Source organism: Dermacoccus sp. CCH2-D9, from assembly GCF_001556795.1.
Classification (GTDB): domain Bacteria; phylum Actinomycetota; class Actinomycetes; order Actinomycetales; family Dermatophilaceae; genus Dermacoccus; species Dermacoccus nishinomiyaensis.
The window spans coordinates 1-26,333 of the sequence record NZ_LSJT01000147.1 but is presented as its reverse complement, the minus strand read 5'-3'; the positions used below and the strand labels follow the sequence as shown (position 1 = coordinate 26,333).

Annotated in this window: 18 protein-coding genes; 3 read left to right on the top strand and 15 right to left on the bottom strand. The window is 69.9% G+C overall.

The window, feature by feature from the left end; genetic code table 11:
- Positions 1 to 140: 140 nt before the first annotated feature.
- From AX669_RS12360 to AX669_RS12350, 3 genes are all read right to left on the bottom strand, one after another.
- Positions 141 to 3,068 (bottom strand): vitamin B12-dependent ribonucleotide reductase, encoded by a 2,928-nt coding sequence (locus tag AX669_RS12360; RefSeq protein ID WP_062258698.1) that lies wholly within the window; start codon positions 3,066 to 3,068, stop codon positions 141 to 143.
- A gap of 80 nt (positions 3,069 to 3,148) precedes the next feature.
- Entirely contained in the window at positions 3,149 to 3,607 is a 459-nt protein-coding gene (gene nrdR, locus AX669_RS12355) for a transcriptional regulator NrdR (RefSeq protein ID WP_062258695.1), read from the bottom strand.
- A 313-nt stretch (positions 3,608 to 3,920) separates the two neighbouring features.
- The gene (locus AX669_RS12350) at positions 3,921 to 4,349 is read right to left on the bottom strand and encodes a LysM peptidoglycan-binding domain-containing protein (RefSeq protein ID WP_131940810.1); all 429 of its coding nucleotides are present in this window, start codon (positions 4,347 to 4,349) and stop codon (positions 3,921 to 3,923) included.
- 337 nt (positions 4,350 to 4,686) lie between these two features.
- Between AX669_RS12350 and lexA the strand changes: the two genes are divergently transcribed.
- Positions 4,687 to 5,403, top strand: coding sequence for a transcriptional repressor LexA (lexA, locus tag AX669_RS12345; RefSeq protein WP_006946650.1), 717 nt, complete (start codon positions 4,687 to 4,689; stop codon positions 5,401 to 5,403).
- Between the two features lie 90 nt (positions 5,404 to 5,493).
- On the opposite strand, the gene AX669_RS12340 is transcribed toward lexA, so the two are convergent.
- Entirely contained in the window at positions 5,494 to 6,327 is an 834-nt protein-coding gene (locus tag AX669_RS12340; protein ID WP_197418913.1) for a Sir2 family NAD-dependent protein deacetylase, read from the bottom strand.
- Between the two features lie 70 nt (positions 6,328 to 6,397).
- Between AX669_RS12340 and AX669_RS12335 the strand changes: the two genes are divergently transcribed.
- Positions 6,398 to 7,330, top strand: coding sequence for a LysR family transcriptional regulator (locus AX669_RS12335; RefSeq protein ID WP_062258691.1), 933 nt, complete (start codon positions 6,398 to 6,400; stop codon positions 7,328 to 7,330).
- Here the strand turns inward: AX669_RS12335 and AX669_RS12330 are convergent.
- The 9 genes from AX669_RS12330 to hflX form a co-directional block, all read right to left on the bottom strand.
- Complete coding sequence (locus AX669_RS12330; RefSeq protein WP_062258689.1) at positions 7,321 to 9,807, bottom strand: ComEC/Rec2 family competence protein; 2,487 nt, start codon at positions 9,805 to 9,807, stop codon at positions 7,321 to 7,323. The two genes, AX669_RS12335 and AX669_RS12330, sit on opposite strands and share 10 nt — an antisense overlap.
- On the bottom strand, positions 9,804 to 10,694 hold the full coding sequence (locus AX669_RS13125) for a ComEA family DNA-binding protein (protein ID WP_082740959.1): 891 nt from the start codon (positions 10,692 to 10,694) through the stop codon (positions 9,804 to 9,806). Before AX669_RS13125 ends, AX669_RS12330 begins: the two co-directional genes overlap by 4 nt.
- Positions 10,695 to 10,838: 144 nt before the next feature.
- Complete coding sequence (locus tag AX669_RS12320) at positions 10,839 to 12,023, bottom strand: DegV family protein (RefSeq protein ID WP_062258686.1); 1,185 nt, start codon at positions 12,021 to 12,023, stop codon at positions 10,839 to 10,841.
- The gene (gene leuS, locus AX669_RS12315) at positions 12,023 to 14,893 is read right to left on the bottom strand and encodes a leucine--tRNA ligase (protein WP_062258681.1); all 2,871 of its coding nucleotides are present in this window, start codon (positions 14,891 to 14,893) and stop codon (positions 12,023 to 12,025) included. The genes AX669_RS12320 and leuS overlap by 1 nt, the downstream gene beginning before the upstream one ends.
- Positions 14,894 to 15,118: 225 nt before the next feature.
- Positions 15,119 to 15,379 (bottom strand): 30S ribosomal protein S20, encoded by a 261-nt coding sequence (gene rpsT / locus AX669_RS12310; RefSeq protein WP_006944584.1) that lies wholly within the window; start codon positions 15,377 to 15,379, stop codon positions 15,119 to 15,121.
- Positions 15,380 to 15,580: 201 nt separating this feature from the next.
- On the bottom strand, positions 15,581 to 16,552 hold the full coding sequence (gene holA / locus AX669_RS12305; protein WP_062258679.1) for a DNA polymerase III subunit delta: 972 nt from the start codon (positions 16,550 to 16,552) through the stop codon (positions 15,581 to 15,583).
- 63 nt (positions 16,553 to 16,615) lie between these two features.
- The gene (locus tag AX669_RS12300; RefSeq protein WP_062258678.1) at positions 16,616 to 18,964 is read right to left on the bottom strand and encodes an ATP-dependent DNA helicase; all 2,349 of its coding nucleotides are present in this window, start codon (positions 18,962 to 18,964) and stop codon (positions 16,616 to 16,618) included.
- A 59-nt stretch (positions 18,965 to 19,023) separates the two neighbouring features.
- Positions 19,024 to 21,813 carry a glucosidase gene (locus AX669_RS12295; protein WP_231729599.1) on the bottom strand — a complete coding sequence of 930 codons (2,790 nt, stop codon included), beginning with the start codon at positions 21,811 to 21,813 and terminating at the stop codon, positions 19,024 to 19,026.
- A 152-nt stretch (positions 21,814 to 21,965) separates the two neighbouring features.
- Positions 21,966 to 23,492, bottom strand: coding sequence for a GTPase HflX (hflX, locus tag AX669_RS12290; protein ID WP_006944588.1), 1,527 nt, complete (start codon positions 23,490 to 23,492; stop codon positions 21,966 to 21,968).
- A 173-nt stretch (positions 23,493 to 23,665) separates the two neighbouring features.
- Here hflX and AX669_RS12285 point away from each other — a divergent pair, with 173 nt between their 5' ends.
- Complete coding sequence (locus AX669_RS12285; protein ID WP_006944580.1) at positions 23,666 to 24,331, top strand: class I SAM-dependent methyltransferase; 666 nt, start codon at positions 23,666 to 23,668, stop codon at positions 24,329 to 24,331.
- Between the two features lie 23 nt (positions 24,332 to 24,354).
- On the opposite strand, the gene dapF is transcribed toward AX669_RS12285, so the two are convergent.
- Together dapF and miaA are read right to left on the bottom strand one after the other, a co-directional pair.
- On the bottom strand, positions 24,355 to 25,227 hold the full coding sequence (dapF, locus tag AX669_RS12280) for a diaminopimelate epimerase (RefSeq protein ID WP_062258675.1): 873 nt from the start codon (positions 25,225 to 25,227) through the stop codon (positions 24,355 to 24,357).
- A gap of 12 nt (positions 25,228 to 25,239) precedes the next feature.
- Positions 25,240 to 26,217: a tRNA (adenosine(37)-N6)-dimethylallyltransferase MiaA gene (gene miaA, locus AX669_RS12275; protein ID WP_062258673.1), complete on the bottom strand. Its 978-nt coding sequence runs from the start codon at positions 26,215 to 26,217 to the stop codon at positions 25,240 to 25,242.
- Positions 26,218 to 26,333 lie beyond the last annotated feature (116 nt).

Sequence of the window (26,333 nt, the reverse complement as noted above, 5' to 3'; positions counted from 1 at the left end):
GACGACGACCTGACGCGTCGCTCACATCATGAGACTTCATCGAGGCGATCGCAGGACGATCCATCTCAGCGGGCAAGACGGCAGGCGCCGTCGATGACTCTCGTCACCGGCGACGCCTGCCTTCATGCCTCAGCGAAGCATCAGCTGCAGCCGGAGGTGCTTCCGCAGCCCTCGCACACGTAGCAGCTACCGGCCGGACGCATCTTCGTCCCGCACGTCATGCACATCGGCGCATCCGCGGCGTGACCCTGGAACTTTTCGAGCAGCTCGGTGGAGCTGTGGATCTCGTTGCTCACCTCACGGGCCGAGGCTGCACCCGAGCCCGAGATGACCTCGTCGGCACGCTCCTCCTCCGACGTCGTCGGAGCTGCCGGCGCAGTGGTACCCGCGCGCTCCTGACGGGCCGGGGCGGCCGTCTGCGAGTTCGACTCCGCGTCGAAGCTCTCGTCGTCGCCCTCGCTCGGAGCGTAGGAACCCGTCTCGAGCTGACGCGCACGCTCGGCCGCGGTGTGGATGCCCATGAACGAGCGCGTGTCGAAGTCGAGGTAGTCGAGCGCCAGGCGGCGGAAGACGTAGTCCATGATCGACTGCGCCATGCGCACGTCGGCGTCGTCCGTCATACCGGCCGGCTCGAAGCGCAGGTTCGTGAACTTCTCGACGAACGTCTCGAGTGGCACGCCGTACTGCAGGCCGATGGAGACCGCGATCGAGAACGCGTCCATGACACCGGCGAGCGTCGAACCCTGCTTGCCGAACTTGAGGAACAGCTCGCCGAGGTCACCGTTCTCGTACGTGCCGGCGGTGAGGTAGCCCTCCGCGCCGCCAACGGCGAACGACGTCGTCTGCGACGAGCGACGCTTCGGCAGACGCTTGCGGACCGGACGGTACTCGATGACCTTCTCCGCAGCCGGGGTCTCGGTGCTGGTCGCGGCGGGCTCGGACTTCTTCTCCGCCTTGCCGTCGGACAGCGGCTGGCCGACCTTGCAGTTGTCGCGGTAGACCGCGATGGCCTTGAGGCCGAGCTTCCAGCCCTCGAGGTGCACCTCGGCGATGTCGTCGACGCTCGCGGTCTCGGGCAGGTTGACCGTCTTCGAGATGGCGCCCGACAGGAACGGCTGGCAGGCGGCCATCATGCGCACGTGGCCCATCGGCGAGATGGCGCGCGCACCCATGGCGCAGTCGAAGATCTCGTAGTGCTCGGGCTTGAGACCGGGCGCGTCGATGACGTGGCCCTTCTCGGCGATGTGCTCGACGATCGCCTCGATCTGCTCGTCCTGGTAGCCCAGCTTCCTCAGCGCACGCGGGATCGTCTGGTTGACGATCTGCATCGAACCGCCACCGACGAGCTTCTTGAACTTGACGAGCGAGAAGTCGGGCTCGATACCCGTCGTGTCGCAGTCCATCATGAAGCCGATCGTGCCGGTCGGGGCGAGGACAGAGGCCTGCGCGTTACGGAAGCCGTTCTTCTCGCCGAGCGTGACGACGTCGGCCCAGGCCTTCGTGGCGAGGGAGTGGATGTCGCTCGCCATCGCACCCATGTCCTTGTGCGACGACAGCTCGTCGTTGGCCGCGCGGTGCTTGCGCATGACGCGGTTGTGCGCCTGGCTGTTCTGGGCGTAGCCGGCGTAGGGGCCGACGACGGCCGCCATCTCCGCGGAGCGCTTGTAGGCGGCACCCGTGAGCAGCGAGGTGATCGAGGCCGCCAGGGCGCGGCCACCGTCGGAGTCGTAACCGTGGCCCGTCGCCATGAGCAGTGCACCGAGGTTGGCGTACCCGATGCCGAGCTGGCGGTAGTCGACGGTCGTCTTGCCGATCGACTCGGTCGGGAAGTCGGCGAAGCAGATCGAGATGTCCATCGCCGTGATGACGAGTTCGACGACCTTGGCGAATGTCGCCGCGTCGAACGTGTCGTCTTCCTTGAGGAACTTCAGCAGGTTGAGCGAGGCGAGGTTGCAGCTCGAGTTGTCGAGCGACATGTACTCCGAGCACGGGTTCGACGCCGTGATACGGCCCGTCTCGGGGTTGGTGTGCCACGCGTTGATCGTGTCGTCGTACTGCACGCCCGGGTCGGCGCACTCCCACGCGGCCTTGTTGATCTTGTCGAACAGCTCACGCGCATCGACGGTCTCGATGACCTCACCGGTGTCGCGGGCGCGCAGACCGAAGCTGCCGCCGTCGACGACCGCCTGCATGAACTCGTCGTTCACACGAACCGAGTTGTTGGCGTTCTGGTACTGCACGGAGACGATGTCGCGGCCACCGAGGTCCATGTCGAATCCGGCGTCACGCAGCGCGCGGATCTTGTCCTCCTCGCGCGCCTTCGTCTCGATGAACTCCTCGATGTCGGGGTGGTCGACGTCGAGGACGACCATCTTGGCCGCGCGACGCGTCGCGCCACCGGACTTGATCGTGCCGGCCGAGGCGTCGGCGCCGCGCATGAAGGAGACCGGGCCGGATGCGGTGCCGCCCGAGGAGAGCAGCTCCTTGGAGGAGCGGATGCGGGAGAGGTTGAGACCGGCGCCCGAGCCACCCTTGAAGATGAAGCCCTCCTCCTTGTACCAGTTGAGGATCGAATCCATCGAGTCCTCGACCGACAGGATGAAGCACGCGCTGACCTGCTGCGGGCTCGCGGTACCGACGTTGAACCAGACGGGCGAGTTGAACGAGAACACCTGGTGCAGCAGGGCGTGGGTGAGCTCGTGCTCGAAGATCTCCGCGTCCTCGTCGGTAGCGAAGTAGCCGTTGTCGCGCCCGGCCTTGGAATAGGTCAGCACGACGCGGTCGATGAGCTGCTTGAGGGAGCTTTCACGCGCGTCCGTGCCGACGGCGCCACGGAAGTACTTGGTCGTGACGATGGTGGAGGCGTTGAGCGACCAGAAGTCGGGGAACTCGACACCCGACTGCTCGAAGATCGTCTCGCCCGTCTTCCAGTTCTGCTGGAGGACGTCCCGCTTCTCCCAGGTGACCTCGTCGTACGGGTGCACGCCGGGCGTGGTGAAAATGCGTTCGATCGTGACGCCGCCGGTGCGGCGTCCCGTCTTGGCGCGGGCCTTCGTCGTCTCGGTCATGACCGTGAGCCTCCTGGCAGGTGGGGTGAGCTGGTACGTGAGGGTGATCTGGGGGGCGCGCCCTCGGCAGGCGCGCGGGGTCAGGACGCCGAGGCGGCGTACTGACGCAACTCGCTGACCGCCGTCTCGAAGTCCTCGAGCGATTCGAAGGCCTGGTAGACGGAGGCGAAGCGCAGATAGGCGACGTGGTCGAGTTCGCGCAGGGGCCCGAGGATCTCGATGCCCACGTCATGGGCGTCGATCTCGGCGGAGCCCTTCGAGCGGATGGACTCCTCCACCTGCTGGGCGAGAACGGCCAACTGGTCGTCGGTGACCGGGCGGCCCTGGCACGCCTTGCGAACCCCGGACATCACCTTGTCGCGCGAGAACGGCTCGCTGACCCCGGAACGCTTGACGACCGTGAGACTTGCGGTCTCCATCGTCGAGAACCGCTTGCCGCAGTTCGGGCACTGACGGCGCCGCTTGATGCAGGTGCCGTCCTCGCTCGAGCGCGAATCGACGACGCGGGAGTCGGTGTTGCGGCAGAACGGACAGTGCACGTCAAACCTTCCGACGGGGCTGGGAACACTCGGGACGACGGCGCTCCACCCCGGGATTCCGGCCTCAGAGCGCAGATGCACATCAGCGGAGGAGAATCAACATCTAGGGGGAAGCGGGGGCCAAAGCCCCACATGTAGAGATATTAGGCCCCTGAGACCCGACGCGCAACAGCACCGAGGCCGCGTCTACTCGCCCTGCGCAACCTCGCGACGACCCCCGCCACTCGTGCGCCGCGGAATCCTGCGCCAGCCGGGGGGGAGGCGACTCACGCCCCCTCGAACCCTCGAACCCGACGATGGCGATCGTCACACTTCACGGTGCGGGGATGATCACCTTCTGGCCGGCCTGCACCTGCGACGAGCCGAGGTTGCTCTCGTGCTCGATCGCGACGACCGCCTGGTCGTTGCGCACGCCCGGCATCTCACGCGCCGCGATCTGCGAAAGCGTCTCCCCCGCGCGAACGGTGACCTCGTGCCGCTGCGTACCGTCGACACCGCTCGCCATCGCCCGGCCCGCGAGGATGGCCCCCGCCACGACGACGAGAGCCACGCACACGGCCGTGAAGCGACGACGGGCGAAACGAACGCTCTGAGAGTTCGTGACGACCTGCACCGCGCCACCCGTGGGCACGAGGTGGAGGTGCGAGCGGGATGCCGCAGCGTCGACCCGCGCCACGCGGCGCACGTCGACACCCGAACCCAGCACGGGCTCACGTCGAACTGCAGTACTCGAAGCAACCATCGAAACCACTCCTTCTCTCGGGATACCCCCGAGGCGCCGCCACACCGTCACCGGTGCGGCTTCCTCACGCGACCCGGTCAGCCCGGAGGGACCGATCGAACACGCGTGCGATAGAACAATTGTACGACACCCGAACGTGCTTTCGAACGGCGCGCACGGATTTCTTCGTACACATTTTTGAAAAGTGTGTGCGACACCGCGTACTGTGGGTGATGTCAGATACACAAGCACCGCGCACCGACAACCCCGTCATGGCGGGCATTTCCGCCCCGCCGGAGGGTGCACGTGTCGCCAACGCGACCACCGACGTGCGACGAGGACCAGGAGGGGTCACACCATGGGTGACGTTCATTCGATGCAGGAGCGCACGCCGGGCAAGCTGACGCCACGCCAGCACAAGGTGCTCACCGTGATCCGACGTTCCGTCGACGAGCGCGGCTACCCCCCGAGCCTGCGTGAGATCGGCGAGGCCGTCGGTCTGACGAGCCCGAGTTCGGTGGCCCATCAGCTCGCCGCACTCGAGCGCAAGGGATACCTGCGCCGCGACCCGAACCGCCCGCGCGCCATGGAGGTCGTCTCCCCCGACTCGGGTGCGGCGACCCGCGGCTACCGCGGCAACGCCGTGTCTGCGCTATCCGAGTCGCAGCACGACGAGACGGGCTCGGGCGACGAGCGACCCACGCCGTCATACGTGCCGGTCGTCGGCCGCATCGCGGCCGGTGGCCCGATCCTCGCCGAGCAGGCCGTCGAGGACGTCTTCCCGCTACCGCGTCAGATCGTCGGTGACGGCGAGCTGTTCCTGCTGCGCGTCGTCGGCGACTCGATGATCGATGCGGCCATCTGCGAGGGCGACTGGGTCGTCGTGCGACGCCAGGCCGACGCCGCCAACGGGGAGATCGTCGCGGCACTGCTCGACTCGGAGGCCACGGTCAAGACGCTGCGCCGCAGCGAGGGCAAGACGTGGCTCATGCCCGCGAACGAGGCCTACTCCCCGATCGACGGCGACCACGCGAGCATCATGGGCAAGGTCACGGCCGTCCTGCGCAGCATCTGAGGCGCTGGCCGCGCCGCGCGGATCGGTCCAGCGTGTGGTTGCAACTCGACTCTCAGCCCCTTCTGCGCCCCGACGTTCGACGCCGAGACGTCAGGACGTCGCGAGGTCGAGCCCCAGCGCGTCGCACACGGCGGTGAGGGTCGGGCCGAGGGGTTCGCGCACGACGAGGTCGACCCGCTCCTCGCCACGCATCGCGCCGAGCCCGACGAGGGCGACCGGCTTCTGCTGCTTGAGGGCGGCGAGCACGAACCGGTAACCCGACATCACCTTGAGCGAACTGCCGAGCACGAGCACGCCCCGGCAGCGTTCCACTGCCCGCATCTGCGCCTCCACGACCTCAGGAGCGACGGACTCACCGAACATGACGACGTCCGGCTTCACCGTCGTGGCCGTGCAGCGCAGGCACGCCGGCACGATGACACCGCGCTCCAGCTCGACCGCGACGTCCGCGTCGCCGTCGGCGAGCAGGCGCGCCTGCGTCGGCAGCTGGGGGTTGAGTTCGCGCAGGCGTACCTGGAAGCCACGGCGCCCTTCCCGCGTCCCGCACGCGACGCAGACGACGTGCTCGAGCGACCCATGCAGCTCGGTGACGTCGCGGGCACCGGCACGCGCATGAAGGCCGTCGACGTTCTGCGTCACGAGGTGATCGACGAGGCCGCCACCCTGCAGTCGCGCCAGCGCGACGTGCCCGACGTTCGGTTCCGCCGCGTCGAAGATCTCCCAGCCGACGGCACTGCGCGCCCAGTACCGTTGACGCGCCTCGTGGGTGGCGAGGAACTGTTGGTATGTCATGGGAACCGTGCGGCGCGTGCCGTCGGGGCGCCGGTAGTCGGGGATGCCGGATTCGGTCGAGATGCCGGCGCCGGTGAGGACGAAGAGCCCTCCCGCGCGCACGAAATCGGTCAGTTCCGCGACGCCGCTCATCATCCTGCCCCTCCCATAGGTCTGCGTTCGATTGTCTCAACAATGGATAAGAGCACGTTATTCTTGGTGCATGATCGATGCAGCCGGGCTCCGCGTCATGAAGGCGATCAGCGACGAGGGCAGCTTCACCGCCGCCGCTGCCGCTCTCGGCTATTCTCAGCCGGCCGTGTCGCAGATGGTGCGCCGTCTCGAGGAGAAGACCGGGACGGCTCTAGTGGAGCGCCTCGGCCGCTCGGTGCGGCTGACGGAGGCCGGGCAGGTGCTGGCGCGCACGGCGACGCCCGTCCTCAGTGCCCTCGAGGCCGCCGAGAGTGAGGTCGCCGCCATCGCTGGGTTGCGCGCCGGGCGGGTGCGCCTCATGGCGTTCCCGTCGGCATCGTCAACGCTCGTCCCGCGCGCCCTCGCACTCGTCAAGGAGCGGTTCCCAGACGTCAAGGTCAGCTTCGCCGAGGCCGAACCCCCGGAATCCCTGGCGAGCCTGCGTGCCGGCGATTGCGACGTCGCCGTGGCGTTCACGTACGACGACGCGGACCCGCTCCCCGCAGGCGAGGACCTGGACCCGTTCCTCACCCGCGGGCTCCTGCACGACGACGTGCGTCTCGCCGTCCCGCGCGATCACCCCCTCGCCGCAGCCGAGAGCGTCCGCATGGAGGAGCTCAGCGACGCCTCGTGGATCGCGGGGTGCCCCCGATGCCGTGGCCACCTCGTCAGCCTCGCCCAGGGCGCCGGTTACGCGCCCGACGTCGCGTTCGAGACGGAGGACTATGTCACCGTTCTCGGCCTCGTCGCGGAGGGCCTCGGCGTCGCGCTCATTCCCGAGCTGATCCTGCGCTCCACGTCGCATCCGGACGTCGTGACGTTGCCGCTGCTGCCGTCGAGCCGGCGCTGCGTGTTCGCCGTGACGACACCCGACCTGCAGCGGGTCCCCGCCGTCACCGCCACCCTCGAAGCCCTCGCCGACGCGGCAGCACGGGTGCCGAGCGCGCAGCACGCTCATCGCTGAGCCTGCAGGCTGATCGAGCCACCCGTCGCGAGGGCGTCCACGTCACCCTGCGTGTCGGTACGCCACACCCGCGCGTCGTGCCGGGCCAGCAGTTCGAGCGTCTTCTTCGTCGGGTGACCGTAGTCGTTGCCGGCGCCCACCCCGATCACGGCCTGACGCGCGGCCGCCGCCTCGTAGAGGCGCTCGTTCTGGTTGGAGCTACCGTGGTGCGCCACCTTGACGAGGTCGAACGCGCGTCGCCGGGCGCTCTGACGCACCTGTTCGATCACCGCGGCCTGCGCCTCACGTTCGCAATCGCCCAGCATGAGCGCGTGATACGCGGGCGCCGATACGTCGAGCACGAGTGAGGCGTTGTTCTGCACCGACCCCTCCGTCATGACGCGGCGCGGCCACAGCACCTCGATCGTCACCTCGCCGATGACGAGGCGTTGTCCCGGTGCGAGCGCCCCGAGCGAAGCCCGAGGCTGTTCGAGCGCTGCTTGCACCGAACCCAACGCGCCCTGCTCGCCGCGCGATCGTGACGACGCCGCTGTACCGCGGCCTTTGAGTCCCTCGCTCTCCTGAGCGCCCTCCATGACCCACGTTCCGAGGACCGCCACCGGAGCGTCGGAAGCACGCAAGACCTCAGCCAGTCCGCCCACGTGGTCGGCGTGGAAGTGGGTGAGGATGACGGCGTCGAGCGTCGTGATGCCGTGGCGCTCGAGGCATTGCGCGGGATGGCCGTCGGCAGGCCCCACGTCGATCATGACGGCGCGCGTCGCCCCGGTGCGCACGAGCGCGGCATCCCCCTGACCCACCGCGCACTGCGCATAGACCCACGCGGGCGGTGCGGCCGACTCCCCCGGCAACGGCGCGAGCACAGCCGCCAGGAGCGCCCCCGCGACCCCGAGCGCGACGAGACCGAAGCGACCGGTGAAGACGATGGCCCGCCACGCGCACAGGAGCACGGCCACGACGACAATGGCGAGCACGACTCCGGCCAGCCCCGGGAGCCAGGGCACCGAGCCGCCGGGGACGGCGTCAGCGAGGCGGGCCACTGCGCAGATCACCCAGGTGGGCAGCCCCGGCAACCACACGAGCCACCCTGCGAGCGTCGGAGCGATGACGGCGACGGTCGACACGATCATGCCACCGAGCGTCGCCGGCGCGACGAATGGCTCGGCCGTGACGTTCGCGGGGATCGAGACCCACGACACCGACGAATTGAGGGCGACGAGCACCGGCAGGCACAGCGCCTGCGCGGCGAGCGGGACGCAGGTGATCTCGACCATCCCGTCGACGAACCGGCCGCGCCGCGAACCGAGCTTCGTGAGCAGGGCCTGCGACCAGCGTCGCGCGAACAGAACGAGCCCGAGCGTCGCCAGCGCCGACAAGGCGAAGCCGACGCTGACGGCAAGCCACGGATCCCACACCAACAATCCGACGATGGCTGCCGCGAGCGCCGGGCAGGCGGCGCGTTCGCGTCCCCACGACGTGCCGAGCACTCCCACGGCACCCATCGCGGCCGCGCGCACCACGCTCGGTTCGGGTCGGCACAGGACGACGTACGCGGCGAGCGCGACGAGAGCCAGGGCCACCCGCACCCGACGTGACGTGCGCGACCACCCCAACAACCACATCGTCGCGACGAGGACGACCGTCACGTTCGAACCGCTCACGGCGTTGAGGTGCGACATGCCGGTGGCGTTCATCGCGTCCGTCAGGTCGTCCGGTAGATGGGCCGTGTCGCCCACGACGAGCGCGGGCAACAGGCCGGCGGGGTCGTCCGGCAACTGCGACGAGGCGCCGACGAGCCCGGCCCGAACAGGTTCGAGTGTCGTCACCACCCAGGGCGGAGCGCCGACGACGTCCGGGGCACCGTTGACCTGCACGACGGCGCGCGCCGCCCCGAGACGCTGCGATGGGGCCAGACGCCCGCGCGCCCGCAGGTGGGACTGCCAGGTGAGGTTCGTCCACCGACGATCGCCGACGAGGATGACGGGCGTCGCGACCTCCTGCGTGCGTCCGCGCGCCGTGATGCGGTCGATCTGGGCCGGGACGACGAAGCGCTCGTCGCCTCCGGCGCCGACGACCCGGTGCGGCTGGCCCGTCACTCTCGCCTCGAGTGTCGCGACGGCGCGGTCACGGGCCAGCGTCGTCACCGGCCCGGCTTCCTCGTGCGCCAACGTCACCTGCGCCGCAGCGAGGACGATCGTCGTCAGCGCGATGACCAGCAGCGCCCAGAGCGCCCACCCCGACCCGTGGGATGACGCCGGATTCTCGTCATCCTCGCCCTCGTGCCGGGCTCGGGCTGACTGGTCCGCCCGTAGACCAGGCAAGCGCGTCCCGAACGCGAGGGCCCCGGCGACGATCGTCACGAGGGCGAGGACGACGACCACGATCGCGGGGTCGGGGCGAGCCGAGAGCAGGGTGGCGAGGGCCGCCCAGGCGACGCACGCGGCCGACAACAACCGCATGTCGTGGCCGCCGAGACTCACACGGTGACCTTGCTGCGCAGGCGATCGAGCATCTTGTCGCCGATACCGGAGACCTCACCGAGTTCGTCGACGCTCGAGAACCGACCGTTCTTCTCACGCCACTCGACGATGCGCTGCGCGAGAACCGGCCCGACCCCGGGCAACGCGTCGAGCGATGTCGCGTCCGCGGTGTTGACGTTGACGACGCCCCCGGCCGCGGCCCCGCCACCGGGCGCTCCCGGAGCAGTCGGGCCCGCCACGGCCGCCGGAGCGCCCGGTGCGGTGGCCCCTGCAGCCGGCGCCACGGGCACCGGCGGGGGGACGCTCTCGCCCGGGCGGGGGACGTGGACCTGCTCCCCATCGGCGAGCGGCCGAGCCAGGTTGATCGCCGTCGCGTCGGCACCCGACATCCCGCCGGCCGCCGTCACGGCATCCGCGACGCGGCTTCCGGCCGGCACCTGGACGACGCCCGGGCGCCGCACCGCCCCGACGACGTGAATGCTGAGAGGCGCGCCGCTCGTCGCGCCGGCGACCGAAGCCATGGCAGTGCTGTGAGACGGCGTCGACGCAGCACCCCTACTCCCCGTCGTCGCCACGCTGGCGCTCCCGGCGATACGCGGCGATGACGACGCGATGAGCGCCTTCGGTGCCGCACCGTCATCTCCGGAACTGAGCAGCAGACGCAGCCCCAGCACGGCGACGGCGAGCACCGCGCACACGCCGATGAGCAGGGCAGCCGGACGCGAGGGACGCCATCGGGCGTCCTCGAGGCCGTCCGGTGCTCGGACGAGTCGGCGGGCGGTGCGTTCCGGTTCGGGCACCCACGTCGGTTCGTGGCGGGCGCGTTCGATCTCGGCGAGCACCTCGTCGAGCCGGTCGTCGGTCTCGGGCAGCGTTCTGCGGGTCATGCCTCGACGGTAAGAAGCCCCATCCCTCCACGCTCGCTGACGCGAGCCGAAGGTGTGGAAACGCGTGCAGGCGCGTGCCGGATGGGCCCGTGGCCGTCACAGCTGTGGAAGAGGCGCGGCCGATGCGGCTCGCAGCAGCCGTCGTCAGCCCGGCGGTTCCGGCATCACCGCGACGACGGCGCCGAGTGCTCCGGCTCCCACGTGCGCGGTGACGACGGCTCCTAGGCGCGCCTGCACCGGCGCCATCGCCCACCGCACGGCTGACGACGACGCGGCGTCGGCCTCCGCTCCAGCGCCGGCACCGTCGCCCCGTGTTCCGTCCGGCGAGGGCGCTCCGAGCGCAGCCACGTCGCCAACCTGGTCGGCCGCATCGGGGCCCGCCGCGCCTGCGGCACCGCCCGCTCGCGGACCCTCAGCCCGGCCGCCCGGCCCGGCCGGCCCGGCCGGCCCCGTCGCATCGTCACCGGAACCCCCAGACGAACCGGTCGAGCTCGCTTCAGCGGAACGCGCTTCACCGTCCCGCCCCGCCCCAGGGGACGCGCCACCGCCCAACCGGTCGACGAGCACCTGCGCCAACTCGGAGTGCTGCAGCGAGTGCACGGCGCAGACGCGTTTGCCCTCGCCGAGGTTCTCGGCCTGAGCCAGAGCCCACGTCCCGAGCCGCTCGACGGCCTTGCCCCGCGATCGCACGCGCGTGAGCGGCGCGATGACGCCGTCGTCGACCTGCAGCAGCGGTTTGATCGACAACGCCGAGCCGAACAGAGCCCCGGCTCGCCCGATCCGCCCGCCGCGGCGCAGCGGTTCCAACGAGTCGACGTAGAACGCCGTGCGCGACGACGCGCACGTGGCGCGCGCCGCCTCGGCCACGGCGTCGACGTCATACCCGGCCTGCGACCAGCGCAGCGCCGCGAGCACGCCGAAACCGAGCGCCATGCCCAGCGTGCGCGAGTCGACAACCTCGACGTCCAACCCCGCCTCGAGCGACGCCAGCCGCGCCGAGCTCACCGTCGACGACAACGCCTGCGATGCGTGCAGCGACACGATGCTCGTGCATCCGGCGTCCGCGAGCGCCCGGTAGGCCTCGACGAACGCCGCCGGTGACGGGCGCGACGTCGTCACCGCTATCCCCTCGGCCTGTGCGGAGGCGACCGCGTCAGCCCCCAACTCGTCCTCGGGGCGCGTGACGTCGCCGATCGTGACGTTGAGCGGCGCGACCCTCAGCAGGCTCGCCGCGTCAGGCGCGCAGCCTGCGACCAACTCGGCGGGGAGGCAGGCGGTCGAGTCGGTGACGACACCGACCCGACCGGCCCTGCCACCGGCTCGAGCCATCAGCCCGCGACGATGTTGACGAGCTTCGGCGCGCGCACGATGACCTTGCGCACCTGCTTGCCCTCGAGGAAGTTCTGCACCTTCTCGCTGGCGAGCGCCGCGGCCTCGAGGTCGGCCTCGCTGATGTCGGCGGCGACGTCGAGACGGTCACGCACCTTGCCCGCGACCTGGACGACGGCGACGACGGTGCCCTGCACGAGGTGCGCCGGGTCGGCTGTCGGGAACGGCTCGAACGCGAGGCTCTGCTCGTGTCCGAGGCGGCGCCACAGCTCCTCGCCGAGGTGCGGGGCGAGCGGCGCCGTCATGAGGACGATGGCCTCCGCGGCCTCGCGCGGCACGGCGTCGAGCTTCGTCAGCGCGTTGTTGAGTTCGATCAGCTTCGCGACGGCCGTGTTGAAGCGCAGGTTCTCGTAGTCGCCGGTGACGCCGTCGATCGTGCGGTGCACGAGGCGTGTCGTGGCCTCGTCCATCCCCTCCTCGTCGACCCGCAGCTCACCGGTGTTCTCGTCGACGACGTTGCGCCACAGGCGCTGCAGGAAGCGCTGTGATCCGACGACGGCGCGCGTCTCCCACGGTCGCGAGGCGTCGAGCGGACCCATCGACATCTCGTAGACGCGGAACGTGTCGGCACCGTAGGTGTCGCACATCTCATCGGGCGTCACGACGTTCTTGAGCGACTTGCCCATCTTCCCGTACTCGCGGGTGACTCGCTGGCCCTGCCACTCGTAGATCGTCTCGTCGCCCTCGACGCGCTCGCGCACCTCCGCGGCCGGCACGGGTTGGCCGCGCCCGTCGCGGAAGGCGTACGCCTGGACCATGCCCTGGTTGAACAGCTTGCGGAACGGCTCCTCACTCGAGATGAGGCCGAGGTCGAACAGCACCTTGTGCCAGAAGCGCGCGTACAGCAGGTGCAGGACGGCGTGCTCCGCGCCACCGACGTACAGGTCGACGCCGCCCGGGTCGTTCGCGACACCCTTGCCGAAGCCGCGGCCCTTGCCGAGCCAGTACTCCTCGCACCCCGCGTCGACGAAGCGCTCGGTGTTCGCGGGGTCGGCATAGCGCAGCTCGTACCAGCACGAACCGGCCCAGTTGGGCATCGTGTTCGTCTCACGCGTGTACCTCTTGACACCGTCGCCGAGGTCGAGTTCGACGCTGACCCACTCGTCGGCGCGCGACAGCGGCGACTCGGGCATCGACTCGGCGTCCTCCGGGTCGTACGTCTTCGGCGAGTAGTCGGCTACCTCGGGCAGTTCGACGGGCAGCATCGACTCCGGCAGCGCGTGCGCCGTCCCGTCCTCGTCGTAGACGATCGGGAACGGCTCGCCCCAGTAGCGCTGACGCGAGAACAGCCAGTCGCGCAGGCGGTACGTGGTCGTGCCCGTGCCACGCTCGTTGGCCTCGAGCCACTCGATGACCTTCCTCTTCGCCGTCTCGATGTCGAGCCCGTCGAGCGACAGCCCGGCCGTCGACGAGTTGATCGCGGCGCCCTGGCCCGTGTACGGCTGATCCTCCGGGTGGCCCTCGCTCGGCTGGACGGTGCGCACGATGTCGAGGCCGTAGGCCTGCGCGAACTCCCAGTCACGCTCGTCCTGCGCGGGCACGGCCATGATCGCGCCCGTGCCGTAGCCCATGAGGACGTAGTCGGCGACGAACACGGGCACCGCCCGACCCGTCACGGGATTCGTCGCGAAGGCACCGGTGAACACACCCGACTTGCCCTTCTCCCCCGCCTGACGCTCGACGTCGCTCTTGCGCGAGGCCTCACGGCGGTAGGCGGCGACGGCGTCGCGCGGCGTCCCGGCACCCGCCGTCCACGACTCATTCGTCCCGGCTGGCCAGGCTTCCGGGACGATCGTCTCGAGCAGCGGGTGCTCCGGCGCGAGCACCATGAACGTCGCGCCGAAGATCGTGTCGGGACGCGTCGTGAAGACCTCGATCTGTTCGCCCGAACCGGCCTGGGTCGCGACGTCGAAACGCACCGACGCGCCGTTGCTGCGCCCGATCCAGTTGCGCTGCTGCAGCTTGATCGACTCGGGCCAGTCGAGGCGCTCGAGATCGTCGACGAGACGGTCGGCGTAGTCGGTGATGCGCATCATCCACTGCGGCAGGTTGCGCTTGAACACCGGGAAGTTGCCGCGCTCGGTGCGGCCGTCCGCCGTCACCTCCTCGTTCGCGACGACGGTGCCGAGGCCCGGCGACCAGTTGACGGGGGCGTCCGACTTGTACGCCAGGCGGCGCGCGTTGATCGCCTCAGCGCGCCCAGCGGCGTCGAGGTCGCCCCACGCCTCGCCCGACGGCGTCGCGACGCGGCCGCTCTCGTACGCCTCGACGAGGGTGTCGATCGGGCGGGCCTTGCTCTCGTCCGGGTCGTACCAGGCGTCGAAGATCTGCAGGAAGATCCACTGCGTCCACTTGTAGTACGACGGGTCGATCGTCGCGAACGTGCGGCGCGCGTCGTGCGACAGCCCGAGCTGGCGCAGCTGACGACGCATGTTGACCATGTTGTCCTCGGTCGTCTTGCGCGGGTGCTGGCCCGTCTGAACGGCGTACTGCTCGGCAGGCAGCCCGAACGCGTCGTAGCCGAGGGTGTAGAGGACGTTCTTGCCCTGGGTGCGCTGATAGCGCGCGTAGACGTCCGTCGCGATGTAGCCGAGCGGGTGACCGACGTGCAGCCCCGCACCCGAGGGGTAGGGGAACATGTCCTGGATCATGACCTTGTCACGCCCGGCGACGCCCTGCTCGTCCGCCCACGGTCCGCTCGGGTTGGGGGCCTCGAAGGTGCCTGCCTCCTCCCACGCGTCCTGCCAGCGGCGCTCGATCTGCCCCGCCAGTTCCGCGGTGTAGCGCTGGCTGTGTTCGGTCTCGCTCAAGGGATCGTCCTCACATCGCGTCGGTGCGGGCAGGCCCCGCGAAAGTTCCGGCTCATTATGTCAGGGCGGCCGGGGGCACGTCGTCGGCGTTTTCCCGCGCTGGCCGGTTCGGGCAGCGCGTCGCCTCGTCCTCGGCCCGCCCGGGCCCTGGCATGACGAAGGCCGCCACCTCGGGAGGTGACGGCCCACGTCATGCGAAGCGCTTCTCGCGAAGCACCACGGCGATCAGATCTGGTTGAGCTGCTTCGCCATGGCCGACTTCTTGTTGGCGGCCTGGTTCTTGTGGATGACTCCCTTGGAGACAGCCTTGTCCAGCTTGCGCGAGGCAGCAGCGAGGGCCGTCGACGCGGCGTCCTTGTTGCCGGCCTCGACCTCGGCGCGGAACTTGCGGATCCACGTGCGCAGTTCGGACTTGTAGGCCTTGTTGCGCTCGGTACGAATCTCGTTCGTCTTGATCCGCTTCATCTGCGACTTGATGTTTGCCACGAAAATCTCACTTCTTCGGTCGAATGTGTTCTGTCGTGAGGGCGACAGACGGCCTCTCGGATATGGCGTGGGGACACCTGGCGATGAGAGACCGCTGGTTACTGCTGTTGCGTGTGCGCACGACCTGAGCCCACACGCACTCGCTCAAATCTACCAGCCAAGCGACCGCGCGGCGCAATCGGGGCGGCGGGCCCGAGGCCGTCAGTGACGCTCGCTCGGCGCGTGGCGCTGACGACAGATCTCGAGGACCACGTGCTCGACGGCGTACTGCGGATCGCGTCCACCACCCTTGACGGCGAAGTCGGCCGCGGCGACGGCCTGGATCGCGCGTCCGAGACGGACGCCGTCCCATCCGCGCGACGCCGTCCGCGCCTTGTCGACCTGCCAGGGTGGCATCCCCAGCTGCTTCGCGAGATCCGCACTGCGTCCACTGCCGGCCGAGGCGACCTTGGCGACCTGGCGCAGCTGCGAGGCGAGGACGGCGACGATCGGCACGGGATCGATCCCAGAGGCGAACGCGTGGCGCAGCAGCCGCAGGGCCTCGGGCGCGTTGCCGGCGACGGTCGCGTCGGCCACGCGGAAGCCCGTCGCCTCCACCTTGCCGCCGTGGTAGGTGCCGACGGTGTTCTCGTCGACGATGCCGCTCGTGTCGTCGACGAGCTGACGGCACGCCGCGGCGAGCTCCGAGGTGTCCTTGCCGGCCGCCTCGAGCAGCGCCCGCACGCCCTCGGGTGTGATGCGGCGGCGTGCGCGACGAAACTCGTTCATGACGAACGCCGACTTGTCGCGATCCGACTTGATCGCCGGCGCCTCGATGACGCGCGCCTTCGCCTTCTTGAGCGCATCCAGCACGCGCTTGGCGCGGTTGCCGCCCTTGTGCAGCACGATGAGGTTGACGTCGTCGAGACCGACCTTCAGCGCGTCCTCGAGCTCGTCGACAAGGGCGTCCGGCGCCTCGTCGAAATCACGCACGACGATGACGCGGCGCCCACCGAACAGGCTCGGCGACAACTCCGTCGTGAGACGCCCGGGCTGGTACTCGGCGACGTCGATGCGCACGACCTCGGCCTCCGGGTGCGCGGCCGTGATGGCCTCGAGGCTCTCCTCGACGGCGCGCTGGGCGAGGATGCGCTCAGGCCCGGTGACGAGGATGATCTGCGGGACGTCGCTCATGCCGTCACCCTCTCACTCGCCACCGACAACGCACCCGCGCCACACGATGCGCCATCCGCCACGTCAGGATCCCTGCGGGCGCAGGCCGAGCTGTTCGCAGCGCGCGACGACGGCGTCCTCGCTCATCTCGAGGTGATCGGCGAGTTCGTCGAGCGTCAGGCCCATGCCGATGCCCTCGCGCAGTTCCTCGTCGGCCTCGGCCGTCCAGGCGTGCCCGTCGGTGACGGCGGTGCGGGCGCTCTCCTCGACGGGGGCAGGCTTCGGCGGGGGTGCCTGCAGCGCGCTGGCGGTGCCCATGCCGCTGACGCCGGCCGCCTGCGCCGCGGCCAGGGCCCGGGAGCGCGCCTCCTCGCGCCTCGCCTCCGACGCGGCGTCGGCACCGGCCTGCCCGGCCTGCTGTGACGTCGCGGGTTTCTTCGTCGGCGCCTTCGTCGAGCGGGTGCCGGCCTCCGCGACGGCGCGGATCGGGGGCGCGTTCTCGTCGAGGCGCGCGAGGGCCTTGAGGATGAGCGCGCGATCCGTCGTCGGCCAGAACGGTGGGAGCGACCGCTGCAGGAACCCGGCGTAGCGCGCCGTCATCATGCGCGAGTCGAGAAAGGCGACGACGCCGCGATCGTCGGCATGACGGATGAGGCGACCGGCACCCTGCGCGAGCCGCAACGCCGCGTGCGTGCCGGAGACTGCCATGAACCCGTTGCCACCCATCTTGGCGATGGCCTGCGAGCGCGCCGAGGCGAGCGGGTCGTCGGGGCGAGGGAACGGGATGCGGTCGATGATGACGAGCTGCAGGCTCGAACCGGGCACGTCGACGCCCTGCCACAGCGTCATCGTGCCGAACAGGCAGGTGTTCGCGTCGGAGGCGAAACGGCGCACCAGCGTGCCCATCTGGTCCTCGCCCTGGCACAGGACGGGGAAGTCGTCGCCGAGGCGTTCACGCATCGCCTCGGCGGCGCTCTGCGCGGCGCGCATCGAGGAGAACAGCCCGAGCGTGCGCCCGCCCGCGGCGCGGATCAACGTCTCGATCTCGTCGAACGCCTGCTCGGACATGCCGTCGCGCCCCGGCGCGGGCAGGTGCTGCGCGACGTAGGCGATGCCCTGCTTGGGGTAGTCGAACGGTGAGCCGACGTCCAGGCCGTTCCACGCCGGGCCACCCGCGCCGCGCAGGCCGAGCGTGCCGGCGACAGCGTCGAAACTGCCGCCCAGTTCGAGGGTCGCCGACGTCATGACGACGGTCCGCTCGCCGAAGATCTTGTCGCGCATGAGCATCGCGACGCTCATCGGCGCGACCCTAAGCGCCGTGATGTTCGCGCGCGCATTGTGCGAGATCCACAGCACGTCGAGTTCGCGTTCTTCGAGGATGCGCTCGCAGGTGGAAAAGATGTCGTCGATCGCCGCGCGCGCCATCTGACGCACGCCGTCGTTGTCCTGCGGGTTCTTGGGCTTGAGCTCGCTCGCGATCGAGCGTGCCGCGTCGAGGATGGCGCGGATCGCCATCTCGAGCGGGTCGGACAGCCCGAGCAGCCGCCCTTCCTGGTGTTGCTCGAGGGCGTCCTTGAGCAGGTCGGCCGAGCGCTTGAGGTCGTCGGTGTCGGCGAGGCGCCCGCACCGTTTCGCGGCGGCGCTGATCGTGCCCGTCGTCAGCTCGTCGGTGATCGTCGCCGTCACCCGATCGACGAGTTCGTGCGCCTCGTCGACGACGACGACGTCGTGCTCGGGCAGCATCTGGCGGCCCTCGAAAGCATCGATCGCCATGAACGAATGGTTCGTGACGACGACGTCGACCTCCTTCGCGTCGGCACGCGCCAGCTCGACGAAGCACTCCTCGACGACGGGGCACTTGCTGCCGAGGCATTCGTGGCTGGAGACCGACACCTGCCGCCATGCCTTCTCCGAGACGCCGGGCACGAGCTCGTCACGATCCCCCGAGTCGGTCTCGTTCGCCCACTCGCGCAGCCGGACGACCTCGCGGCCCGTGCGACCCGCGTCGGCGTCGACCTGGCCGACACCGAGCAGCGTGTCGGCGTCGTCGTCGGGGTAGCCGCCCGCCAGCTTGTGCTGGCACAGGTAGTTGCGCCTGCCCTTGACGAGCGCGTACGTCGGACGCCGCCCGAGCAGCGGCTCGAGGGCATCGGCGAGGCGTGGCATGTCGCGGTCGACGATCTGCGCCTGCAGCGCGAGCGTCGCTGTCGCGACGACGGCCGGCTTGTTGACGTCGAACGCGTGCCGGATCGCGGGAACGAGGTAGGCAAGCGACTTTCCGGTGCCGGTGCCCGCCTGGACGAGCAGGTGCTCGCCCGTCTCGATGGCGTGCTCGACGGCCTGCGCCATCTTCGCCTGGCCGGGGCGCGGCACCCCACCCACCCCACTGACGGCGGCAGACATGAGCTCATCGAGGGAGGGCAGTTCGGGCATGCCCCAACCCTAGGCCAGCGCGTACCGCGGCACCGACTCGAGCGCGCCGGGGCTGTGGATCAGCCTGCGCCGCCACCCTGACGGCGCCCCCAGCCGTCACGACTGGGGACGACGACGTCACTCCCCCGGCAGCAAACCGGGCAGCGCCGGCGCGTGGTCGGAGCAGATGTAGTGCGCGACGAGCGCGGTCCAGCCCGTCTGGTGCGCGGCGCCGAGGCCGACGCCGGTGTCACCGTGGAAGTACTCGCTGAAGTCACGTGCTCGTCCCACAGCGGGCCCTCGGGGTACTCGCGCTGATCGCCCGGGCGTCCGTTCGGCCCGAGACGGAACAGGTTCGTCAGGCGATCCTCGAGGTCGAGGACGATGTCGGACAGCTTCATGAACCGACCCGAGTTCGTCGGGTATTCGTACTCGGTGTCGCCAGGCGTCGAGGCCGCGTAGAGGCGCAGCGCGTCGACGACGAGGAAGTTGACGGGAAACCACACAGGCCCACGCCAGTTCGAGTTACCGCCGAACAGGTCGATGTCGGACTCGCCCGGCGTGTAGTGGATCGACATCTCCCGCCCGCCGATCTGGGCGGTGTACTCCTCGCGGTAGGCGGCCGACAGCGAACGGATGCCGTATTCGGAGAGGAACTCCTCCTCGTCGAACAATCGCTTGAGCAGCAGATCCCGTCGGCGCTTGGAGATGAGCGACAGCGTCAGCTTCTCACCGCCCGAGTCGTGCTCGGCCTGCGCGATCGCCTTCATCATCGCGGGCTCGCGCTCCATCATCCACTCGACCTCACGGACGAAGTCGGGCAGTTCGTGCTGCACCCAGCTCGGCGCGATGAGCACGGCCATGAGCGGCAACAACCCCACCATCGAACGCACGCGAAGCTGCGTGATGTGGCCTGCCGGGTCGGACAGGGCGTCGTAGAAGAAGCCGTCCTCCTCGTTCCACAGGCTGGAGACGACGTCGGGGCTCGTGCGGTCCATCGCCCGGGCGAGGTTGATGAAGTACTGCAGGAACGTCGTCGCGGCGTTGTCGTAGCCGCGCTCGCGCCGCGCGAGCTCGAGCGCCATCCGCAGCATCGACTGGGAGAAGAACGCCATCCAGCTCGTCGCGTCCGACTGTTCGAGCTTGTAGCCGGGCGGCACGTCGGTGGAGCGGTCGAAGAGTGTGATGTTGTCCATGCCGAGGAAGCCGCCCTCGAACAGGTACGTCCCGTCGGCGTCCTTGCGGTTGACCCACCACGAGAAGTTGAGCAGCAGCTTGTTGAACACCTGGATGAGGAAGGACTGATCCTGGCCGCCGTCGATGGCGTACACCTGCCAGCACGCCCAGGCGTGGACGGGCGGGTTGACGTCCTCGAACGCCCACTCGTACGCGGGCAGTTGGCCGTTCGGGTGCTGCGCCCACTCGCGGCACATGAGGACGAGTTGATGCTTGGCGAACTCGGGGTCGATGTGCGCGAGCGGCACCGTGTGGAACGCCAGATCCCACGCGGCGAACCACGGGTACTCCCACTCGTCCGGCATCGAGATGACATCCGCGAGCGCCAGGTGCCGCCATCCGACGTTGCGCCCCGGGCGCCCGTCGAGGCCGGTGACGCGCGACAGCGGCGGCGCCTCGCCGGCCGGGTCGCCGGCGAGCCACTCGTCGACGTAGTAGCGGTAGAGCTGCTTGCCCCACAGCAGACCCGCGAAGGCACGACGCGCGATGTGCCGGTCGTCGGGCGAGGCGGAGGTGGGGATGACGGCGTCGTAGAACTCGTCGGCCTCGTCGCGGCGCGTGCGCATGACGATGTCGAAACCCTCACCGAATGCGGGATCGCCGGGCGGCGGCTCCTGGTGGGCGGTGCCCTTCGGTTGGTGCGCGGTGGAACGGCCCACCCCGCGCATCCGCAGCCTGACGGTGACGCTCTCGCCCGGGCCGATGTCGTCGAAGTGGTACCAGAACCCCACCTTTGTGCCGTAGTCGAGGCGGATCGCCTCGCTGTCACCGTGCACGATGCGAGCGTCGAAGCCGTCCTTGGTCAGCTCGCGACGGTTGAACTCGTGGCCGAAGACGGCACCTTCGTTCGTCTCGTTGTCGCAGAAGATGATGCGCGGGCTGCCGTCGGCATGCAGCTCGTAGTCGCCGAGCCAGCCGTGCTCGGCGCGCACGGTGTTCGCGTCGACGAGTGAGATCGACGGCTCCCGGTCGTCGCGCCCCCACGACCAGGTGTTGCGGTACCAGGCCTGCGGGACCAGGTCGAGCGGTGCAGCATCGGGCCCGTGGTTGGTGACGGTGTACTCGAGGCACAGGTCGGTCGGGTTCGCCTTCGCGTGCTTGACCTCGACGTCGAAGAAGCGATTCTCGGCGAAGACACCCGTGTCGATCAGCTCGTACTCGTCGTCGGTTCGCGAACGCTGTGCCGCCTCGGCCCGCAGATGGTTGTAGGGGAATTTGGCCTGTGGGTAGCGGTAGAGCCAGCTCGCCCACGAGTGCGTCGGCGTCGCGTCCATCGGCCACCAGACCTCCTTGACGTCCTCGCCGTGGTTGCCCTCGTTGTTCGTCAACCCGAACAGGCGTTCCTTGAGTCGGTCGTCCTTGCCGTTCCACATGGCGAGGGAGACGTTGAAGAAACCGAACCGGTCGCACAATCCTGCGAGGCCGTCCTCGCCCCAGCGGTAGGCGCGCTGGTGCGCCTGGTCGAACGGCAGATACGCCCACGCGTTGCCGTCGGCAGAGTAGTCCTCGCGCACCGTCCCCCACTGCCGCGACGCCATGTACGGCCCCCACAGCCGCCAGGGGTCGCTGTCCTTCGGCGCCTGGGCGAGACGGCGGTGCTCCGCGGTGGCGGTAGGGCGGGAAGTCGGTGACACCCCCGCATTTTAGGTGAAGTGTGGGACACACCACCGCGCCGTCTGACAGGTGAGCCACCTCACCGCGTAGGCGCCGACGAGCCACCACCCTCACGGGAGCGTGACAGTGGTGGCTCGTCGTCGGCCGCCGCTGAACTCGCGACGGCGTGGCTTCAGGCGTTCGTCAGGTACGCCTGGAGTTCACCCTCGAGCTCCGGCATCACCTTGGCGTGGACGTAGGTGCCCTCGCCGCGGTGCTCGATCGAGAGGACCTCCGCGTCCGCGTGGAGGCGGCTGAGCAGGTCGCCGCGCTCGTACGGCAGCAGGACGTCGACGCGGCGCTCCGGCTTCGGCAGCTCGTCGGCGATGAGCTGGAGCAGCTCGGGCAGGCCCGCGCCGGTGCGCGCCGACACCGCGATCGCGTACTTCTCGTGGCGCATGAGCCGATCGATGACGTCGGGGTCGGCGACATCGGCCTTGTTGATGACGATGATCTCCTTGACGTCGCTCGCATCGACATCGGCGAGCACCTCGCGCACCGCGGAGATCTGAGATTCGGGGTCGGGGTGCGAACCGTCGACCACGTGCAGGAGCAGGTCGGCGTCCGCGACCTCCTCGAGCGTCGAACGGAACGCCTCGACGAGCTGGTGCGGCAGGTCGCGCACGAACCCGACGGTGTCGGCGAGGGTGTAGGCCCGCCCGTCAGCCGTCTCGGCGCGACGCACCGTCGGATCGAGCGTCGCGAACAGCTGGTTCTGCACGAGCACGCCCGCGTTGGTGAGGCGGTTGAGGATCGAGCTCTTGCCGGCGTTCGTGTACCCCGCGATGGCGACGCTCGGCACGTTGTTGTTACGTCGGCCGCTGCGCTTGGTGTCGCGCGTCGTCTTCATCTCGGCGATCTCGCGGCGCAGCTTCGCCATGCGCGTGTTGATGCGACGACGGTCGAGTTCGATCTTCGTCTCACCCGGACCGCGCGAACCCATGCCCTGACCGCCCGCGGCCTGACCGCCGGCCTGACGCGACATCGACTCACCCCAACCGCGAAGACGCGGCAGCAGGTACTGCATCTGGGCGAGCTCGACCTGGGCCTTGCCCTCCTTGCTCTTCGCGTGCTGGGCGAAGATGTCGAGGATGAGCGCGGTGCGGTCGATGACCTTGACCTTGACGACGTCCTCGAGCGCGCGTCGCTGGCTGGGCGCCAGCTCGCCGTCGGCGATGACGGTGTCGGCACCCTCAGCGATGACGATCTCCTTCAGTTCCTCGGCCTTGCCCTTGCCGAGCCAGGTGCCGGGGTCGGGTCGCAGCCGGCGCTGCACGACGCCGGCGAGCACCTCGGAACCGGCCGTCTCGGCCAGCGCGGCGAGCTCGCGCAGCGAGTTCTCCGCGTCCTCGGCGTTGCCCTCGCTCCAGACGCCGGCGAGGACGACCTTCTCCAGGCGCAGCTGGCGATACTCGACCTCGGAGACGTCCTCCAGCTCGGTCGACAGACCGTGGACACGTCGAAGCGCCGCGCGTTCTTCGCGCTCGAACTGGTCGCCGTCATAGGCGTCGACGACGAAGCCGCGCTCGTCGTAGGTGGGGGTCGCGTCGTCACTGTCGGCGAGAGCCTGGGCTCGGCGGGACAGGAAGTCGGCGGGGTTGCGCTCGTTCAGGGCTGGATCCTCACGTCGAAGGTCGTCGTTCGTTGCGGTGCGGTTCATTGTCTCGCAAGCGAGAGCCGCACCAGCATCGTCGCAGGAGAGAACGTCCGGGGCCACCGATTTAGTCCCGTCGTGCATGGAGGCAGCGGCCGGTCGTCGGGGCTGATCGCCTCGGGTGGCTGCCTGGTTGCGGCTTCCGGATGCCCCACGGACACGCCGTAGGCTGGGCCCTGATGAACGACCACTACTTCAGCGCCGAGCCCGCCTCCGCCGACGAGCGTCGCACCCTCACGCTCCGCCTCGCCGACCGCGCGGTCTCGATGACGACAGCACCCGGCGTCTTCTGCCCCGATCGCCTCGACGCCGGTACCGCCGTCCTGCTCAACCACGCTCCGACGCCGCCGCCGAGCGGGACGTTCCTCGACGTCGGTTGCGGGTGGGGCCCGATCACGACGACGCTCGCGCTGCGCTCCCCGTCAGCGCAGGTCTGGGGCGTCGACGTCAACCGTCGTGCGCTCGACCTGTGTGCCGACAACGTTGCGGCGCAGGGGTGTTCGAACGTCGCCGTCGCGCAGCCGTCGCAGGTGCCGGACCACGTCCGGTTCGACCTCATCTGGTCGAACCCGCCGATCCGGGTCGGCAAGAAGGTGCTGCACGAGCTGTTGCTGACATGGCTGCCGCGCCTCGTCGTAGGCGGGCACGCCTATCTCGTCGTGCAGCGCAACCTCGGCTCGGACTCGCTGCAGAAGTGGCTCGCCGAGCAGCTCGGCTCGTCGTATGCGATCGAGCGGCTGACGAGCGTCAAGGGATTCCGCATCCTCGCGATCGAACGCCTCGACGACGGCGGGCCGCTGCCGCTGCCGGCGTCCGACGACGTCAGCCGCAGCAGCGACGCCTGACGCGAGCGGTCACAGAGGCAGCCTCACAGCTGCGACAGGTCGATCTCGCCGTCGGCGACGAGCACGGCGGGGCCGGACAGCGCGACCTCGGTGCCCTTGATGTGCACGCCGAGCGTGCCCCCGAGCACGTCGACGCGCCAGTCGACCTGATCGGCCGGCTGGCCGCCCCACCACCACGTCGCGAGCGCCGCGGCAGCCGCGCCGGTGCCGCATGAGCGGGTCTCCCCCGAGCCGCGCTCGTGGACGCGCATGCCGATGTGCGCGTGCTCGATGGCGTGGACGAACTCGACGTTCGAGCCCTGCTCGGGGTGCGGGTCGATGTGCGGAGCGTCGCTCAGGTCCAGGGCCGACAGGTGCACCGACGGCGGCAGCGCGACGACGGTGTGCGGGTTGCCGAGGTCGAGGCTCAGGGCGGGCAGCGGGTCCGGTGACCCGTGAACCTGGACGACCGAGTCCATCCCCCGCCGCTCGGCCTCCTCTGCGCGGGCGAGGCGCCACTGGCCGAGGTCGACGGCCCAGCCGTGCGGCACGGCCACCATCTCCTTGAGCCCGGCACGCGTCGCGATCACGAACGGCGCCCCCTCGTCACCGCTCACGAGACCGCGGGAACGCAGGTACTCGGCGAAGACGCGCGTGCCGTTGCCGCACATCTCGGCCAGCGAGCCGTCAGCGTTGCGGTAGTCCATGAACCACGTCGCCTGCGGCGCGAGATGGGCGACCTCGGGCACGTTCGCCGTGCGCACGACACGGATGACGCCGTCGGCGCCGATGCCGGCGTGGCGGTGGCACAGGTAGGCGACCTGCTCGGGCGTCAGGTCGAGCTCGCCGGATTCGTCGGGAACGAGGACGAAGTCGTTCTGCGTGCCGTGGCCCTTGGTGAAGTGGATGCGCGTCACGCGCTCATCGTGTCACACCGCGTCGGCGTCAGGTTTCGCCACCGCGCCGTGCCGCTCCGGCGCGTAGGCGACGATCTCCGCGAGCGCACGATCGAGCAGATCGGGAGCGTCGAACGGCAGCCACACCGGCCGCGGATCGGGCCGGAACCAGGCGCGCTGACGGCGCGCGAACTGGCGCGTCGCGATGGCCGTCTCGGCCTTCGCTGCGGCCTCGTCGAGGTCGCCGTCGAGCTGGCGCAGCGCCTGGCTGTAACCGATCGCGCGGCTCGCCGTGCGGCCCTGACGCAGGCCGCGGGCGTCGAGGGCGCGCACCTCGTCGAGCATTCCGGCGGCCCACATGAGGTCGACGCGGCGTTCGATGCGGGCAACGAGGACGTCTGGGTCGGCTTGCAGGCCGAGGACGATCGTCGGGCGCAGGAAGGTCTTGGTCGGCGCGCTCGCGCTGAACGGGCGCCCGGTGATCTCGATGACCTCGAGGGCCCGCACGACCCGCCGCACGTTGCTTGCGAGGATGTCGCGTGCTGCCTGCGGATCCTTCGCGGCCAGCTCGCGATGCAGGGCGCCGGAACCCTCGGCCACCGCGCGTTGTTCGAAGTGGGCGCGCACCAGCGGATCCGTCGGCGGGATGTCGAGGACGTCGAGCGCGGCGCGCACGTACAGGCCCGAACCGCCGACGACGATGGGGCGCCGGCCGCGCGCGAGGATGGCGGCGATGTCGGCGCGCGCCCCCTCCTGGAAGCGAGCGATCGTCGCCTCGTCGAGGATGTCGAGCGTGTCGATCTGGTGATGCGGGATGCCCCGACGCTCGTGCGGCGCGAGCTTGGCCGTCCCGACGTCCATGCCGCGGTAGAACTGGGAGGCGTCGGCGTTGACGATCTCGCCGCCGAGACGCTCGGCGAGGTCGAGCGACAGGTCGCTCTTGCCCGTCGCCGTCGGGCCGACGAGCGCGATGACCTCGAGGGGCGCGGGAGGGCCGTTCACGGCATCCATTGTGGCGGATGCGCCGGTCATGAGGCGCCCGGCGTGGCCGCGGCCTGCGTCCGTCGCGTGACGGCGACCAGCCAAGCCGCGATGAGCGCCGCCAGAACGACGAGCGCGCCGACGAA